At 55.3% G+C, this 13,675-nt stretch carries 21 protein-coding genes and 1 pseudogene; 18 read left to right on the forward strand and 4 right to left on the reverse strand.

The genetic code is table 11. The features are described from left to right. The first annotated feature begins 1 nt into the window (after nucleotide 1). The 4 genes from GE543_RS14785 to GE543_RS14800 all read left to right on the forward strand — a co-directional run bounded on the left by GE543_RS14785 (nucleotide 2) and on the right by GE543_RS14800 (nucleotide 1,856). Entirely contained in the window at nucleotides 2–388 is a 387-nt protein-coding gene (locus GE543_RS14785; RefSeq protein WP_024639049.1) for an antiterminator Q family protein, read from the forward strand. A gap of 120 nt (nucleotides 389–508) precedes the next feature. Then, nucleotides 509–1,018 (forward strand): hypothetical protein, encoded by a 510-nt coding sequence (locus tag GE543_RS14790; RefSeq protein ID WP_024639050.1) that lies wholly within the window; start codon nucleotides 509–511, stop codon nucleotides 1,016–1,018. A gap of 98 nt (nucleotides 1,019–1,116) precedes the next feature. Then, the gene (locus tag GE543_RS14795) at nucleotides 1,117–1,440 is read left to right on the forward strand and encodes a phage holin, lambda family (RefSeq protein ID WP_024639051.1); all 324 of its coding nucleotides are present in this window, start codon (nucleotides 1,117–1,119) and stop codon (nucleotides 1,438–1,440) included. After that, nucleotides 1,437–1,856: a hypothetical protein gene (locus GE543_RS14800; RefSeq protein ID WP_024639052.1), complete on the forward strand. Its 420-nt coding sequence runs from the start codon at nucleotides 1,437–1,439 to the stop codon at nucleotides 1,854–1,856. The genes GE543_RS14795 and GE543_RS14800 overlap by 4 nt, the downstream gene beginning before the upstream one ends. 28 nt (nucleotides 1,857–1,884) lie before the next feature. Here the strand turns inward: GE543_RS14800 and GE543_RS27885 are convergent, their stop codons facing one another. Both GE543_RS27885 and GE543_RS27890 read right to left on the reverse strand, forming a co-directional pair. Beyond that, a complete protein-coding gene (locus tag GE543_RS27885; protein ID WP_371834300.1) occupies nucleotides 1,885–2,766 on the reverse strand; it encodes a methyl-accepting chemotaxis protein in 882 nt (293 codons plus the stop codon). Further along, a pseudogene (locus tag GE543_RS27890) lies at nucleotides 2,740–3,510 on the reverse strand (MCP four helix bundle domain-containing protein); the annotation flags it as partial. The pseudogene GE543_RS27890 and the gene GE543_RS27885, both read right to left, overlap by 27 nt. A gap of 81 nt (nucleotides 3,511–3,591) precedes the next feature. Between GE543_RS27890 and GE543_RS14810 the strand changes: the two are divergent. The 12 genes from GE543_RS14810 (at nucleotide 3,592) to GE543_RS14865 (ending at nucleotide 9,736) form a co-directional block, all read left to right on the forward strand. After that, nucleotides 3,592–3,990, forward strand: a complete 399-nt coding sequence (locus GE543_RS14810; protein WP_152532979.1) for a hypothetical protein — start codon at nucleotides 3,592–3,594, stop codon at nucleotides 3,988–3,990. A gap of 465 nt (nucleotides 3,991–4,455) precedes the next feature. Beyond that, on the forward strand, nucleotides 4,456–4,815 hold the full coding sequence (locus tag GE543_RS14815) for a hypothetical protein (RefSeq protein ID WP_024639055.1): 360 nt from the start codon (nucleotides 4,456–4,458) through the stop codon (nucleotides 4,813–4,815). Next, a complete protein-coding gene (locus tag GE543_RS14820; protein ID WP_024639056.1) occupies nucleotides 4,806–5,201 on the forward strand; it encodes an HNH endonuclease in 396 nt (131 codons plus the stop codon). Before GE543_RS14815 ends, GE543_RS14820 begins: the two co-directional genes overlap by 10 nt. A gap of 167 nt (nucleotides 5,202–5,368) precedes the next feature. Next, nucleotides 5,369–5,536 (forward strand): hypothetical protein, encoded by a 168-nt coding sequence (locus GE543_RS27895; protein WP_235595631.1) that lies wholly within the window; start codon nucleotides 5,369–5,371, stop codon nucleotides 5,534–5,536. A 9-nt stretch (nucleotides 5,537–5,545) separates the two neighbouring features. Then, a complete protein-coding gene (locus GE543_RS27900; RefSeq protein WP_080392446.1) occupies nucleotides 5,546–5,854 on the forward strand; it encodes a phage terminase small subunit P27 family in 309 nt (102 codons plus the stop codon). Next, entirely contained in the window at nucleotides 5,855–7,012 is a 1,158-nt protein-coding gene (locus tag GE543_RS27470) for a phage major capsid protein (RefSeq protein ID WP_256664767.1), read from the forward strand. Beyond that, the gene (locus tag GE543_RS14840; protein ID WP_032607791.1) at nucleotides 6,897–7,346 is read left to right on the forward strand and encodes a head-tail connector protein; all 450 of its coding nucleotides are present in this window, start codon (nucleotides 6,897–6,899) and stop codon (nucleotides 7,344–7,346) included. Before GE543_RS27470 ends, GE543_RS14840 begins: the two co-directional genes overlap by 116 nt. Next, nucleotides 7,346–7,684 (forward strand): phage head closure protein, encoded by a 339-nt coding sequence (locus GE543_RS14845; RefSeq protein WP_046832802.1) that lies wholly within the window; start codon nucleotides 7,346–7,348, stop codon nucleotides 7,682–7,684. The genes GE543_RS14840 and GE543_RS14845 overlap by 1 nt, the downstream gene beginning before the upstream one ends. Next, nucleotides 7,677–8,162 carry an HK97-gp10 family putative phage morphogenesis protein gene (locus GE543_RS14850; protein WP_058822655.1) on the forward strand — a complete coding sequence of 162 codons (486 nt, stop codon included), beginning with the start codon at nucleotides 7,677–7,679 and terminating at the stop codon, nucleotides 8,160–8,162. Before GE543_RS14845 ends, GE543_RS14850 begins: the two co-directional genes overlap by 8 nt. Then, on the forward strand, nucleotides 8,162–8,530 hold the full coding sequence (locus tag GE543_RS14855; protein ID WP_058822654.1) for a DUF3168 domain-containing protein: 369 nt from the start codon (nucleotides 8,162–8,164) through the stop codon (nucleotides 8,528–8,530). The genes GE543_RS14850 and GE543_RS14855 overlap by 1 nt, the downstream gene beginning before the upstream one ends. Nucleotides 8,531–8,593: 63 nt before the next feature. Further along, nucleotides 8,594–9,094, forward strand: a complete 501-nt coding sequence (locus tag GE543_RS14860; protein WP_024641377.1) for a phage tail tube protein — start codon at nucleotides 8,594–8,596, stop codon at nucleotides 9,092–9,094. Between the two features lie 9 nt (nucleotides 9,095–9,103). Beyond that, nucleotides 9,104–9,736: a methyl-accepting chemotaxis protein gene (locus GE543_RS14865; protein WP_024641378.1), complete on the forward strand. Its 633-nt coding sequence runs from the start codon at nucleotides 9,104–9,106 to the stop codon at nucleotides 9,734–9,736. Nucleotides 9,737–9,934: 198 nt separating this feature from the next. Here the strand turns inward: GE543_RS14865 and GE543_RS14870 are convergent, their stop codons facing one another. Continuing rightward, nucleotides 9,935–10,270 (reverse strand): helix-turn-helix transcriptional regulator, encoded by a 336-nt coding sequence (locus tag GE543_RS14870; RefSeq protein WP_024641379.1) that lies wholly within the window; start codon nucleotides 10,268–10,270, stop codon nucleotides 9,935–9,937. A 59-nt stretch (nucleotides 10,271–10,329) separates the two neighbouring features. Between GE543_RS14870 and GE543_RS14875 the strand changes: the two genes are divergently transcribed. Continuing rightward, nucleotides 10,330–11,421, forward strand: a complete 1,092-nt coding sequence (locus GE543_RS14875) for an NADH:flavin oxidoreductase/NADH oxidase (RefSeq protein ID WP_024641380.1) — start codon at nucleotides 10,330–10,332, stop codon at nucleotides 11,419–11,421. Between the two features lie 38 nt (nucleotides 11,422–11,459). On the opposite strand, the gene GE543_RS14880 is transcribed toward GE543_RS14875, so the two are convergent. Beyond that, complete coding sequence (locus GE543_RS14880) at nucleotides 11,460–12,932, reverse strand: efflux transporter outer membrane subunit (protein WP_058399461.1); 1,473 nt, start codon at nucleotides 12,930–12,932, stop codon at nucleotides 11,460–11,462. An 87-nt stretch (nucleotides 12,933–13,019) separates the two neighbouring features. Here GE543_RS14880 and GE543_RS14885 point away from each other — a divergent pair, with 87 nt between their 5' ends. Beyond that, on the forward strand, nucleotides 13,020–13,634 hold the full coding sequence (locus GE543_RS14885; RefSeq protein ID WP_024641382.1) for a TetR/AcrR family transcriptional regulator: 615 nt from the start codon (nucleotides 13,020–13,022) through the stop codon (nucleotides 13,632–13,634). Nucleotides 13,635–13,675 lie beyond the last annotated feature (41 nt).

Raw genomic sequence — 13,675 nt, forward strand, 5'->3', positions numbered from 1 at the left:
CGTGAAAAAACGTACATATGTCGACAAGCCGTTGGGCGATACCGAATACCTGCTGGAAAACTGGGGCTCCTGGCGTATGTCTGGCATGGGCGTACCGCGCTATGTCTCTCCGCTGGCAGCGTTGATGAACCAGTGCGCACCAGAGCCAACTGCAACGAGTTATGTCATCACCGACGACACGGCAATGCTTGTTGATGCAGCTATCGCAAGGCTGATCGCGCGCAACCAGCAGATGGGCGATTTCATCTGGTGGTACTTCGGCTTCAAGTGGACGATGGTCCGAATCGCTGAGTCTCACAAGATGTCGGAGCGGTCCGCGCGCGAAATAATCCGCCAAGGGGTGGCATGGGTTGACGGTGCTTTGGGAGATTTTTGCGCAGCTGCGTAGAAAGTTCTTTCAGGCCTGATAAACACCTGTTTTCATTGCACGGTGTTCAGCTGTACCAGCGCGGCACCACTCATAATTTAGTCCGGCCAAACGCTGGGCTTTTTGTTGGATGTGGTGCCCATGTGTGGCATTGTGATTGCTCAAATCGCGGAGCAAGACGATGACGAAATTTTTTTACAAATCGCCAACGCATATCGAAAGTCCTCGGAAGATGATGACCAGGATCTTAAAAGCTTACGTGGTACCGCTTTGACATTGCGCAAAGAGTTTGCGAAGTACCTTGGTTTGTCCGAAACCAATTCCAATCTAATCGATGAGCAGAATCAGCCCGCTATTGCGATTGGTGTGCTCGATGAGCAAGGCAGATTTAAAAGTGTTACGCGCACGGCTTTTCCTCGAGTATCCAGTTCACAAATCCAATTTGTCATTCGTCTAAACTTCGACCCAGACTCTACTGGTCTTGAGCAGGGCATCCTCTTGTTTCAGCTCCATATGGAGCGATCAGAAACGGGTGTTACAGTTTTTCTCGACGATGAAACATCTTTCGACGTCGGTATTTATGATATGCATCCTTTGTTTGATGAAATGTTTAATCGAGCGATCGCTAAGGCCCGTAGTGCAACGAGGTAATGGCCTTTTGGTGAGTTTATTCACGGCATAACTTTCATCGTTAGCCCAGCGATTGCTGGAGTTTTTTGTTTTGTAGATCCCGAAAGGGTTGAGACCGGATGCGCACCATGCCTGACAAACCAGATACGTGGGCCAGGATCGTGGCGGCCATTTCAAACCCACTGTGGCAGGGCATGATTATGGCCATCGTCGTCTCTCTACTTCGCATCCTCTATGACGCCAAAGAAACCAGCAAACGCCGGATCTTCTTTGAAGCGTTGATCTGCGGTGCCCTCAGCTTGGTTGCTTCAAGCTTGATAGAGTGGATGACATGGCCGCCCAGTCTGTCTGTTGCCGCTGGTGGAACCATCGGCTTTCTCGGCGTTACGGCCATACGCGAGTTGGTGACCCGATTCATTGGCCGCAAGGTGGATTCCGTATGAAGACTATTGCCGCTGCAATCATCATCGGCCTTGTTGCCCTGCTGCTCGTTAGTATCCAGCAGTATCGCGTCATCGCGCTGGAAGGGCAGGTAACGCTGCAAACGAAGTCCGCCAAGGATGCAACCGACGCCAATACCGAAAGCCAGAAGACAATCACCACGCTCCAGGCTGAGGCGAAGCGTAATGCCAACTACCTGGCCGATCTACAGCAGCGCCTCAAGGCCAGCGAAGACAAGGCTCGACAGGCGAGGAAAGACTTTGAAGACCTCAAGCGTAAGAGCCCGGCTGTTCGTAAGTGGGCTGATCAGCCTTTGCCTGACGGTCTGCGCGGCAAGCCCGCGACCAGTGGTGGTAAAGACATGAGTGCCAAGGATGCTAATACCGTCTTGGCGCCTGACCTAATTCAACTCGATTAGGTCAGGATACATGATTTTTTAGTCAAGCTTAAAGTGTAAACTTTCTCACCATGCCGTCGAGGTCGACGGCCAAACCTGACATTTTCTTACTTGCGCTCATTATGTGGTGTGTACCTTTTTCAGTTTCGCCAGATAGGTCTCGAATGCTTATTAAGTTGCGGTCCACCTCCCTTGCTACATAGGCCTGTTCTTCTGAGGCTGTAGCAATTTGCATGTTGCGCTCCTCAATAAGTTGTACGGCGTCCATAATTTCTTGTAATGCTTTACCCGCTTCCTGAGCTATGTCGTACGTAGCATGTGCCTGAGATGTACTTGTTTGCATCGAGCTCACAGCGCCCTTAGTACCTTCTTGGATAGCAATGATCATGCTTTCGATTTTTTTAGTCGATTCCTGCGTGCGTTGGGCTAGCGCACGAACCTCATCAGCTACAACAGCAAAGCCTCTGCCTTGCTCTCCAGCTCGTGCTGCCTCAATGGCAGCGTTCAATGCAAGCAGGTTGGTTTGACCGGCGATCGCTTGAATTACGCTGACGACTTCAGCAATATTCTGGGCCTGGTCCGCAACATCTTGTACTTGTTCTGAGGTAATTTCCACCTGAGAAGTGAGTTGCTTCATAGCGTCCAGTGTCTGAGTCACCTTACTATTTCCAAGTTTTGCCGCGTGACTCGATTCGCGTGCCGACTCAGATGTGGATGTTGCATTCCGTGCCACCTCTTCAACGGCAGCGCTCATCTGGGTAACGGCCGTGGCTGCTTGATCGATTTGGCCGTTTTGCTGTTCTTGAGTTAAACCAGCTTTGTCGGTGACTGTTTGCATCTGCGTGGCTGACGATGTCAGTTCAGCAGAAGAATTCACGATACCCTGAATCGTCTGCCTAAGATTTTCTTGCATTTGTTTGAGGGCTTGCATCAAACCGGCGGCTTCATCTTTTCCAGACACGTTGATGGAGCGATTCAATTCACCTCTAGCTATGGCCTCAGCGACACCCAGGCAATCTCCTATGGGGCTAGACATGCTTTTTGTAAGTCTCCAAGCAAGTAAAATTGTGACCAAAAGGGAAGTGATGACTATAAACAACATGACTTTAAGGCTGTGCTCGTATACGACAGCAGAGTGCTCACCAGATTCTTTCACACCTTCGGAGTTTACATCGCGCAGGGCTGTAAGTTTAATCTGGTAGTTTTTGGCGTTATCTGCTTGAGGACCATTGGCGTACTCAATAGCAGCATCCCGATCTGCTCGGGCGAGTCCAACCAAATGGTCTAACCCGTCAAGGTATTGCTTCATCAGTGTGGACGCTTCTTCAAATCGTGCTTTTTCTTGTTCTTCAGAAATTAAATATCGTCTGTAGTAATCTGTGAGCGTATTGAGTTCATCACGATTTCTTTTTATTGCCTCTGCTGTAGTGTCGAACACTTCGGAGTCTGTCGACGCAAGTAAGCGGATACCTTCCAGTCGAGTATGAAGCAATGCTATCTGAATATCGTCTGCCTTTTGAATGCTAGGTAACCAGTCGTTCTCGAGAGTCTGTTGAGTCGATCTAAGGTCGCGTATTTGCTCGAAGGCAAAGGCGCCCAGTAACAGTACGAAAACCGTAATAATAGAAAAGGCAATAGCTGCTCTGGGAGCTATGCGAAAGGATCTAAAGTTCATGAAGTCATCCCTGTGTAATGTACTGTGAGTTGGGCTTTACGAATGTATCTGCCAGATGGGCTTAAACTTGAGAGGCAATCCATGAAAAACACCTTTGAAGGTCGCAGCCCTTCCCTAGTTTCGCAGCCTTTGCGGCGCCCTTTGTTCCATCGGATTGCTCGGGGGCTGAAGGGCCGTTTTTTTAGCCACAAAAGACCGTTGATACGCTCAGAGTCAACAGAAAGACTGATTTTGCCTGGACTCCTCAGCCTCAGCCTCTGCCTAACGGCCTGCGCGGCAAGTCCGCAGCCAGTGGCGATTAAGACGACATCTGTAAGACTGGAAGCGCCGGAAATGGTCCCGTGTGAGCGGGTAAGTGAAAGCGACGACGAGCTAGCCCTGAATGGCGATCTTTGGGCGTTGAAAAATCGCGTCATCAACCTGCTGGATACCTGTGCTGACCAAGTGGATGCGCAGATACAACGTAGCAAATCAAAGTGATATTCCAAGGAAGCAAACGCTTAAAAAATCGAACGTCTATTCGAGTTTACCAAGCATAATACGGGCTGCGAATTTTCGGCCAAATTAGCGTTCAGAATGGATAGCTCATATAAACGGGTCATGCATTCGTGCTGCGCAACTAATGAGTCATTAAGTTTTTCCAAAAGCCCAACAACTACCGGGTCTTCTGAAGCGTATATAGCCTTCAGCTTTAGGACTGTGTCTGAGAGTATTTGATGGTTATTAATTATTTGGTCCAAGTCGGGCATGGCTCCTCCTGAGCTATCTTGCCAAGCTTCAAAAATCTTATATCGGCACATACTTTCTCGGCTTGAGCGGTTGTCAAGGAATCCCGCCGAACGGTATCAATCTGACCGCAAACAGGTTTCTTGCGGGGGTTGGTGGCGAGATGCATTGGGTGTGCCTTTCGGCGTTAGTAGTTCAAGAAGTGGAGCAAGGTGGCATATGAACGAGCACAGCAACTCATTGCTAAGCCAGATACAAAAGCTGACACCGAGCAAGGGCGATCTACTGGTGATCTACCCAGAGAAACCTATGACAGTCCTTCAGCACGAACGAGTGACCAAGAGCCTTGAGCCATTTGCTCAGCGGATTGGGTGCAACTTGCTGGTAAGTCAACCTGGCATTCAGGTGGCTCTGCAGCCGAACGGTGCTGCGATCCTTGAAGAGATGCGCAAGCAGACAGAACTGCTTCGGCTGATGACAGAGCAACAGACGCTGCTGATCGACGCACTGAGTGAAGAAGAGCCAGAAGACCCTGATGCACCGCCCCAGACTTACCTGGACGGTACACCATGCCGTTGAGGCCGCAGAAACCATGCAATGCCCAGGGCTGCAACACCTTGACCCGCAACCCTAGGTACTGTGACGCCCATAAGGATGTAGGCAAGCAGTTCGAAGTGAAGCAGCGGGAGAAGCAACGCGAGACCAGCAGCCAGCGCGGCTACAGCTACAAGTGGCAACAGGCGCGCAAGGGCTTCTTGGCTAAGCATCCGCTCTGCGTAGAGTGCGAGCGCGTTGGACGTGTCACAGCGTCGACAGACGTTGATCACATCGTTCCTCACAAGGGTGACATGGACCTGTTCTGGGATCGATCCAACTGGCAGGCCATGTGTCATCCATGCCACAGCACGAAGACGGCGGCAGAGGACGGCGGATGGGGCAACACCCAGGCTGCCCGGCCTCGCTGACAGAAACGAGAACGATTCTCGTCAGGTTTCACGAAAATGCACCGATATGGTGCGCGCACCAGTCTGGTGCGGTGGGGGAGGGTCAAAAGTCTGGGCCCTTTCGCTTCTAGACCGCGCCCTCAATCGTTTTTTTACACCCGCGAAATTAAAAATTCTGGAGTTGCGCGATGGGAGGTACCGCCACGGTCGCCGGCCGTGGTCGCAAACCCAAGCCGACCGCCAAGAAAGCACTAGCCGGAAATCCGGGCAAACGCGCGCTGAACAAGGCCGAGCCCGCTTTTTCGAAGATCACAAATGTTGATCCGCCCGAATGGCTCAGCGACCGCGCTTCGTAGATGTGGAAGATGATTGTTCCCGAGCTTCTGCGCGAAAACGTGGTCGCGATAACTGATTTACACAACGTCGAAGCGTTCTGCGTTGCATACGACAACTGGCGGATGGCGCAGGAATCAGTCCAGACCCACGGCATCGTGGTTACTGGTGCCACCGGCGGACCGATGAAAAACCCGGCACTGACCGCCGCGAACGAAACGATGCGGCAAATGGTGACGTTCGGGTCGATGCTCGGCCTTGACCCAGCCAGCCGCACACGTCTGATCGGAGGAAACAAGGAAAAAGAGACCAACGAATTCGCCGAACTATTGAGATCCTGAATGGCCAAGTCCGCCCACCCCAACGTTGATAAAGCGATGGTGTGGGGTAGGTCTCTGCTACGTGGGAAAGTGCCAGCTTGTCGCTACATCCATCAGGCAGTGCAGCGCCATTTCGATGAAATGGCAGCCAGCCGCAAGCGCGGGTTCAGATTCAAGTTCGATCCGGCGAAGGCTGAGAAAAAGCTCAAGCTGATGCAGTTGCTGCCACATACCAAGGGCGAGTGGGCTTTCAAGCGTCAACGCATCACGCTCGAGGGGTGGCAGCTGTTTGGGCTAGCCGTAACGTATGGTTGGGTCAAAAAGAAGGGGGGGCACCGCAGGTTCCGTGAAAGCTATTGGGAAGTGCCGCGCAAGAATGGCAAGTCAGTCGTAGCCGGTGGCGTAGGCATCTGCATGTTCGTTGCTGATGATGAGTACGGCGCCGAAGTCTATTCAGGCGCTACGACCGAGAAGCAGGCATGGGAAGTGTTCAGGCCCGCGAAGCTGATGGTGACCAAGTCGCCCAATCTGATTAAGGCGGCGGGTATTGAGGTCAACGCCTCAAACATGAACGTCCCGTCTGACTTCAGCCGGTTGGTGGCCACGGAGCGCCTGGACACTGCCGCGCTGCCGGGCATGCGTCGGGCCACCATTCGAGATTTGATTGCACCCGGCGAGACTGAGGCGGGCTCCCTTGAGTATGTCCGCGAAACAGGCTTTACAAACAATGCCGCGACCGTACCGGAGGGCTCTGCAAAACCGTATTCCGAAATCGAGACCGCCTTGATCACGGCGTCGGTTCGTACCATCGCCCATCTGTTCAAAGCCTCGCGTCAGATTCTGGATGACGCAAAGGCTTTGCAGAGCTACATCGATGCGCGCGCTCGCTATGGGTTGCTGCTCGCTGAAGAGACTCAGTTGCTGTACGGCAGCGGTGCCGGTGCAAATCTGCAAGGGCTCGTTCCGGTTGCAAACCAATACGCGTCTCCAGCTGGCTGGACGGTAACCGGCGAGCAGCGCATTGACCGGATTCGCTTGGCCCTTCATCAGTATAGAAACGGCCATGCATCACCTGCACGCAGAATCCGAGGATCAGCTGCTCGTGGAGGAACTTCTGGGCGCGGCGGAGGAGGCTGTTATGCAGTTTTTGCAGCGCCGTTTCTATGCCGATCAGGCTGATCTCGATAAGGTGAAGGCTGAAATCATTCAGCGCACTCAAGCCGCGAGAGCTGCCTACCGGGCTGCGCTGGAGTTGGCCGATGACCCAGAAAACTCTGACATTCGCTGCCGTCTTCGCGAGCGCGCTCGCCAGTCATTGTCTGAAAGCTTTGAGCAGATAGATATGGACGACTTCGGCATTGTGATCAACAAGGCCATACAGGCAGCATGCCTGCTCAAGCTGGGCAACCTCTTCGCCAACCGCGAGGAAGTGGTAATCGGCACTATTGCCTCGGAGCTGCCACTGGCCTCCAAGTCGCTACTTATGCCATACCGCATCGGGATGGGCGTGTAATGCGCGCCGGTCGACTTCGTCATCGCATCACGTTCCAGGCGTTGGGCAGACTGCAGGACCCTAAAACCGGTGAAGAGCTGGAGAGCTGGCAAACGGTTTGGGACAAGGTGCCCGCAGCGGTCGAGCCGCTGAGCGCCAGGGATTTCATTGCTGCCCAGGCCAGCCAGTCGGAGGCCACCGCGCGGATGGTGATCCGCTACCGAGCCGGTGTGCTACCGACGATGCGAATCCTGTACCGGGGGGATACCTACGACATCAAAGGCCCGCCTTTGCCCGATCCAGATTCGGGGCTGGACTATCTCACCATCTTGGTGGCCAAGGGGGTCAACGATGGCTGACTCAGTGGATTTCCAACTGGAGGGTATTGACTCTCTCGTCGGAAAACTCGAATCGATCACTCAGGACATGAAGCGTAAGGGCGGTCGGTCGGCGCTGCGTAAGGCTGCCCAACTGGTGGCCAACAAGATGAAAGAAGGCGCGCAGCGGATAGACGACCCTGAAACAGGCCGATCCATCGCGGACAACGTCGCGCTTCGCTGGAACGGGAAATTGTTCAAGTCGAGCGGTGACCTGGGTTTCCGGGTTGGTGTTCTGCAAGGCGCTGTCCTCAAGAAGGGCGGCGACAAATCTGCGAACGCTGCGACGCCTCATTGGCGCCTCATCGAATTCGGCACTTCAAAAATGCGGGCGGATCCATTCGCGCGAAAAGCCTTGGCCGACAACATAGCCGAGGCAACCAACACATTCATCACTGAATACGAGAAGGCCATTGACCGCGCGATTAAAAGAGCGGCCAAGGCCGCAGGGGTGGCGTGATGTCATATGCACCCATATTCGCGGTATGCGCTGCTGACGCAGGCGTGACGGAACTACTCGGCGTCAGCCCCACCAGGCTCTATCCGTTCGATGATGCACCTGAAGGCGTGGCGAAGCCGTATGCAGTCTGGCAACTCATCACCGGCAGTCCAGAAAACTACCTCGCCGGCCGTCCTGATGCTGACAGCTTCACGCTGCAAGTCGACGTGTATGCCGCCACGGGCAGCGACGCGAGGGCTGTGACAGCTGCAATCAGCAACGCCATTGAGCTGCAAGCTTACGTGGTCCGCTGGGGTGGCGAGAGCAAAGACGCCGAAACAAAGTTGTACCGGTCGAGCTTCGATGTCGACTGGATAGTGCTCAGGTAGTCCCAACCAACTTTTCAGCCCGCCATGTGCGGGTTTTTTTATGCCCGTCATTTGGAGAAAATCATGGCGATTTTGACTCAAGGCACACAGATGTATGCGCTGGTGCCTACAACCGCAGACCCGACAAAGCTGGAGGTAATCGAGGTGGAATGCATTACAGCGTTCAACCCCGGCGGCAACCCAGCAGACCAAGTTGAAATTACGTGCCTGAGTGACAAGGTAAGGCGATACCTGCGCGGCTTGCGTACGCCTGGACAGGCTTCGTTCTCAGTAGACGCTGATCCGAAAAACGCCTCGCACGTCCGGCTTTACCAGCTTTCCGAGGATGACTCGGTCGAAAATACGTCGTGGGTCGTTGGCTGGGCTGATGGCTTCGATATCAAGCCCACCTTAAATGCGGATGGCGATGATTTCGTGTTGCCACCGACACGCACCTGGTTCGTGTTCGACGGCTATGTCGCCGACTTCCCATTCGACTTCGCAGGAAACACAGTCGTGAAGACTGCGGGCACCATCCAGCGCTCCGGCGGCTCCGCCTGGATTCGCAAGTCGGCTAACGCATAAGGCATCGCGATGAAATTAAGTCTTGAAAGCTTGCGCGGCGTCGGTGCGTTTACCGGCCGCCCCGTTGAGAAAGAAATCAGATGGCAGCAGGGCGAAAAGGAAATCGTCGCCACGGTCTACGTCAGGCCGCTTGGGTTTCAGACGGCGATCAACGATGCGCTATCCGCCGCTGGCAAGGTACAGGTTCACGCGGGCCGAATTGCCGCAAGTATCTGCGACGAAGGCCGTGGCTTCGCAGTGGTTGCCGACGAAGTGCGCCTGCTGGCGCAGAACACCGGCAAGTCCACCAAGGAAATCGCCGGGATGATCGAGAAAATTCAGGCGGGTGTACGGGAAACCGTCGAGAGCATGCGTAGCGGCGTTCAGGAAGTGAACGAAGGCGTCGAAATGGCGGGCACCGCCGGTCAAGCGATCATCGAGATTCGCGACAGTTCGGGCAAGGTTCTGCAAGTGGTCGACCAGATATCCTTCGCGCTGCGTGAGCAAACCGCAGCGAGCCAGGATGTCGCACGTAGCGTCGAGCGCTCCGCGCAAATGGCTGAACAGAACAACATATCGGTTCAGGAATTGCTCAAGACCAGCGGCGGCCTGAAGAACCTCGCTACCAGTCTGCAGACGGAAGTGGGCAAGTTTCGGCTTTAAGGTCTGAAGACGCATCTCGTCAGCAGGATCACCCTGCTGAAACCCCCGGTATTAGTCGAAGCGCTGATACCGGTTTTTTTGCATATTCAAAAAACGCGCCTAACCTTTGATGCGCTGGATGACGATCCCGAGCAGCGCATCGAAATTCATGCAATGAAATGGCAGCGCGGATTCTCTCAGGGCTGACGATTTTTTACGTCAATGCTGAGCCAGAATACTGTCCAGCAGACCCGGGAAACGGCTCTCAAGCACCTGTTTGCGAAGCGAGTTCATGTGCGTGGTGCCAACATTGCGCGTCTGTACAAGCCCGGCGTCGCGCAGCACGCGGAAGTGATGGGACATGCTGGATTTGGGGCGTCCGCCGTCCAGTTCGCCGCAGGTGGCCTCTGCAACGCCGGCCAGGCAGCGCACGATTCCCATGCGAACGGGATCACTCAAGGCATAGAGTAAGCGTTCGAGTGTGAGGTCTTCAGGATCGGGGTGTTGGAAGGTTCGCATGGTGGGGATGATATCAAGGCTTCCGTTTATTGCCATAGTTCGATTACCATCGAACAACTGAAATCAAAAGTCATCTGGCCTACGGGAGCTTTCCAATGTCTGCATTGTTCGAACCCTTCAAACTGAAAGACGTCACGCTGCGCAACCGAATCGCCATTCCTCCGATGTGCCAGTACTCGGCAACCGAAGGTGTTATCAACGACTGGCACCACGTGCATCTGGCCAGCATGGCACGCGGTGGTGCGGGTCTGTTGGTGGTCGAAGCTACCGCCGTTGCGCCGGAAGGGCGTATTACCCCCGGTTGCACCGGTATCTGGAATGACGAACAGGCGCAGGCATTCGTGCCTGTCGTCAAAGCCATCAAGGCCGCAGGGTGCGTACCGGGTATTCAGATTGCTCACGCCGGTCGCAAGGCCAGCGCCAATCGTCCATGGGAAGGCGATGACCATATCGCGGCGTCCGATTCGCGCGGCTGGGACACCATCGCGCCGTCCGCCATCGCGTTCGGTGCCAACCTGCCGAAAGTCCCGCGCGCCATGACCCTGGACGATATCGCGCGTGTTCGCCAGAACTTCGTCGATGCTGCGCGTCGCGCACGCGATGCCGGCTTTGAATGGATCGAGCTGCATTTTGCCCACGGTTATCTGGGGCAGAGCTTCTTCTCCGAGCACTCCAACCAGCGCACCGATGAGTACGGCGGCAGCTTCGATAACCGTAGCCGTTTCCTGCTGGAAACCCTGGCTGCAGTGCGTGAAGTCTGGCCTGAGAACCTGCCGCTGACCGCACGTTTTGGCGTGATCGAATACGACGGTCGCGACGAGCAGACTCTGGCAGAGTCGATCGAACTGGCGCGCCGCTTCAAGGCTGGCGGGCTGGATCTGTTGAGCGTCAGCGTCGGTTTCAGCACCCCGGACGCCAACATTCCGTGGGGGCCTGCGTTCATGGGGCCGATCGCCGAGCGTGTGCGTCGTGAGGCGGACATTCCCGTGACCAGCGCCTGGGGTTTTGGCGAGCCCAAGCTCGCTGAAGAAGCGGTCAAGTCAGGCCAGCTCGATCTGGTCTCGATTGGTCGTGCACATCTGGCCGACCCTCATTGGGCCTACTTCGCAGCGAAAGAACTGGGCGTTGAAAAATCGGCCTGGACCTTGCCTGCACCTTACGCTCACTGGCTTGAACGTTATCGCTGAGTAAGCCTGATCTGAAAGGATGCACTCTTTGGTGGCGCCTACAGTGTATGCATCTTCTCGTCAGATGAAGTGGTGGGAGGCATTTGCCAACCACCACCCAGCGCTTTGAATACGGCGACCGCCGCCTGCGCGGATTCGACCTGGGCCTGCGCCTTGGCGTCAGCGACCTGCAGCATTTTCTCGTCGGCGCGCAGCACCTCGATCAAGCTGGCGGCACCTTTGCTATAGCTTGCGAATGACGATTGCCGGGCTGAAGCAAGTGCAGTTTCGCCTTTACCCAGCATTGCAGCTTGAGTTTCGCGACTGGCCAACGAAGAAAAAGCATTTTCAACGTCCTCAGTGGCGCGCAAAACTGACTGTCGATAAGCCGCCAGAGCCTCTGCCTCTTGTCCTTTGGCTTGACTGATCCGGGCGTCCACCCGGCCGAAATCAAAAAGCCTCCAGCGAAGCCCCAAAATACCTGCTGACTGACTGGCACCACCGGTAAACAGATTGCCGCTCGACACGGCTGTGGCGCTGCCCAGCAATGCGCTGAGTGAGAGTTTGGGGTAATACTCGCTGATCGCCACGCCGATACGCGCGTTCGACGCGGCGAGGCGCCGCTCGGCCACGATCAGATCAGGTCTGCGACGGAGGAGATCGGCTGGCGTCCCTATCGACGTCAGCTCGGGTGCGTGTGGGATTCGACCTGTTTCAGCCAGAGAGCCCCGATGAGTTCCAGGTGGTACGCCCAGCACCACGTCAAGCGCGTTCATGGCAGCGTCGAGACCTGTTTGCAGAATCGGCACTGTTGCCTGCACCTGTAAAAGCTCAGCTTCGATCTGACGGACTTCATATTCAGGCGACAGACCACGCTCATGAAGGAGCTGGACTTTTTCCAGCAGGTCTTGCCGAGTTTTAACCTGTCGGTTTGTGATCGCCAGCCTGGCTTGCAGACCACGGATGGTTATGTAGGTATCGGCGGTCCGGGCTGCCACAGCGAGCCTCGCAGCCGCAACACCTGCCTGCGAAGCCTGGTATTCAGCCAGTGCAGCCTGTCGGCTGCGTCTCAAACCGCCAAAAACATCCAGCTCCCAGCTTGCGGTCAGATTGGCTTCATAGGAATTGCCATAACGATCGTAGCCAGGTGCCGAGTTCAGCACCTGGCCGAGCAGAGTCTCTACCGATTGATGAGCCCGCGCCGTCTGTGCATCAATGTTGCCCGACGGGAGCAGGGCGGCGGTTGCCGCATCTGCTCCGGCGCGTGCCTGAGCCAGTTGCGCGCTGGCTTGAGCGAGATCGAGATTCTGCGCCAGTGCGCGTGACACGAAGCTGCTCAGTAACGGATCATCAAAACCGTCCCACCACGCGGCACTGACCGGCGGATGCGCGGTAATATTCGCAGCGCCACGTGGCTGAGTCAGATAGCGGTCAGCCAGGGGCGCATCCGGGCGCTGGTAATCCGGACCCACGGCGCAGCCCGACAGCAGGCCGGTGCTCATGACCAGTACATAAGTACAAATCGGGCGCATGGAAATTCCTTGAGGTGATCAGGTCGTGACTATATTACGATTTGGTCACTTGTTGTCAACGAGTGTTCACATAGCTAAGCTGGAAACATGACTAATCAAATCAAGACATCGCCAATGCGCGGTCCCTCCGACCACAGCGTTCGCGACCAGGTTGTCGAAGCGGCAACACAGCATTTCGGCCACTACGGCTATGAGAAAACCACGGTCTCCGATCTGGCCAAGGCCATTGGTTTTTCCAAGGCCTACATCTACAAGTTCTTTGACTCCAAGCAAGCTATCGGCGAAGTGATCTGCTCGAACCGGCTGGCGATGATCATGGCGCTGGTGAACTCGGCCATCAGCGACGCGCCAACAGCCTCCGAGAGGCTGCGGCGCCTGTTCCGCTCGCTTGTGGAGGCGGGTAGCGATCTGTTTTTTCACGACCGGAAGCTGTATGACATAGCCGCTGTCGCAGGCCGTGATCAGTGGCCTTCTGCTGCCGCGCACGACGAACGTATTCGCCAGCTCATCCAGCAAATCGTTCTTGAGGGCAGGGAGTCCGGAGAGTTCGAGCGCAAGACACCTCTGGATGAGGCCGTTCAGGCCATTCATCTGGTCATGCGTCCGTACATCAACCCGGTGCAATTGCAATACAACCTCGACATCGTGTCGACGGCCCCGGTCCATCTGTCGGCGTTGATACTGCGAAGTCTGGCACCCTGAATTTGTGACCGTTGACTAATTTGGTCACTTTACGGAGAATC

Source organism: Pseudomonas sp. SZ57 (genome assembly GCF_009495975.1).
GTDB classification, from domain to species: Bacteria; Pseudomonadota; Gammaproteobacteria; order Pseudomonadales; family Pseudomonadaceae; genus Aquipseudomonas; species Aquipseudomonas syringae.

Bases quoted from the DNA above. Each gene is read 5' to 3' on its own strand.
- GE543_RS14790 (WP_024639050.1), top strand. From the start codon at position 509: ATGTGTGGCATTGTGATTGCTCAAATCGCGGAGCAAGACGATGACGAA.
- GE543_RS14795 (WP_024639051.1), top strand. From the start codon at position 1,117: ATGCGCACCATGCCTGACAAACCAGATACGTGGGCCAGGATCGTGGCG.
- GE543_RS14800 (WP_024639052.1), top strand. From the start codon at position 1,437: ATGAAGACTATTGCCGCTGCAATCATCATCGGCCTTGTTGCCCTGCTG.
- GE543_RS27885 (WP_371834300.1), bottom strand. From the start codon at position 2,766: ATGCAAGCCCTCAAACAAATGCAAGAAAATCTTAGGCAGACGATTCAG.
- GE543_RS14810 (WP_152532979.1), top strand. From the start codon at position 3,592: ATGAAAAACACCTTTGAAGGTCGCAGCCCTTCCCTAGTTTCGCAGCCT.
- GE543_RS14815 (WP_024639055.1), top strand. From the start codon at position 4,456: ATGAACGAGCACAGCAACTCATTGCTAAGCCAGATACAAAAGCTGACA.
- GE543_RS14820 (WP_024639056.1), top strand. From the start codon at position 4,806: ATGCCGTTGAGGCCGCAGAAACCATGCAATGCCCAGGGCTGCAACACC.
- GE543_RS27895 (WP_235595631.1), top strand. From the start codon at position 5,369: ATGGGAGGTACCGCCACGGTCGCCGGCCGTGGTCGCAAACCCAAGCCG.
- GE543_RS27900 (WP_080392446.1), top strand. From the start codon at position 5,546: ATGATTGTTCCCGAGCTTCTGCGCGAAAACGTGGTCGCGATAACTGAT.
- GE543_RS27470 (WP_256664767.1), top strand. From the start codon at position 5,855: ATGGCCAAGTCCGCCCACCCCAACGTTGATAAAGCGATGGTGTGGGGT.
- GE543_RS14840 (WP_032607791.1), top strand. From the start codon at position 6,897: ATGCATCACCTGCACGCAGAATCCGAGGATCAGCTGCTCGTGGAGGAA.
- GE543_RS14845 (WP_046832802.1), top strand. From the start codon at position 7,346: ATGCGCGCCGGTCGACTTCGTCATCGCATCACGTTCCAGGCGTTGGGC.
- GE543_RS14850 (WP_058822655.1), top strand. From the start codon at position 7,677: ATGGCTGACTCAGTGGATTTCCAACTGGAGGGTATTGACTCTCTCGTC.
- GE543_RS14855 (WP_058822654.1), top strand. From the start codon at position 8,162: ATGTCATATGCACCCATATTCGCGGTATGCGCTGCTGACGCAGGCGTG.
- GE543_RS14860 (WP_024641377.1), top strand. From the start codon at position 8,594: ATGGCGATTTTGACTCAAGGCACACAGATGTATGCGCTGGTGCCTACA.
- GE543_RS14865 (WP_024641378.1), top strand. From the start codon at position 9,104: ATGAAATTAAGTCTTGAAAGCTTGCGCGGCGTCGGTGCGTTTACCGGC.
- GE543_RS14870 (WP_024641379.1), bottom strand. From the start codon at position 10,270: ATGGCAATAAACGGAAGCCTTGATATCATCCCCACCATGCGAACCTTC.
- GE543_RS14875 (WP_024641380.1), top strand. From the start codon at position 10,330: ATGTCTGCATTGTTCGAACCCTTCAAACTGAAAGACGTCACGCTGCGC.
- GE543_RS14880 (WP_058399461.1), bottom strand. From the start codon at position 12,932: ATGCGCCCGATTTGTACTTATGTACTGGTCATGAGCACCGGCCTGCTG.
- GE543_RS14885 (WP_024641382.1), top strand. From the start codon at position 13,020: ATGACTAATCAAATCAAGACATCGCCAATGCGCGGTCCCTCCGACCAC.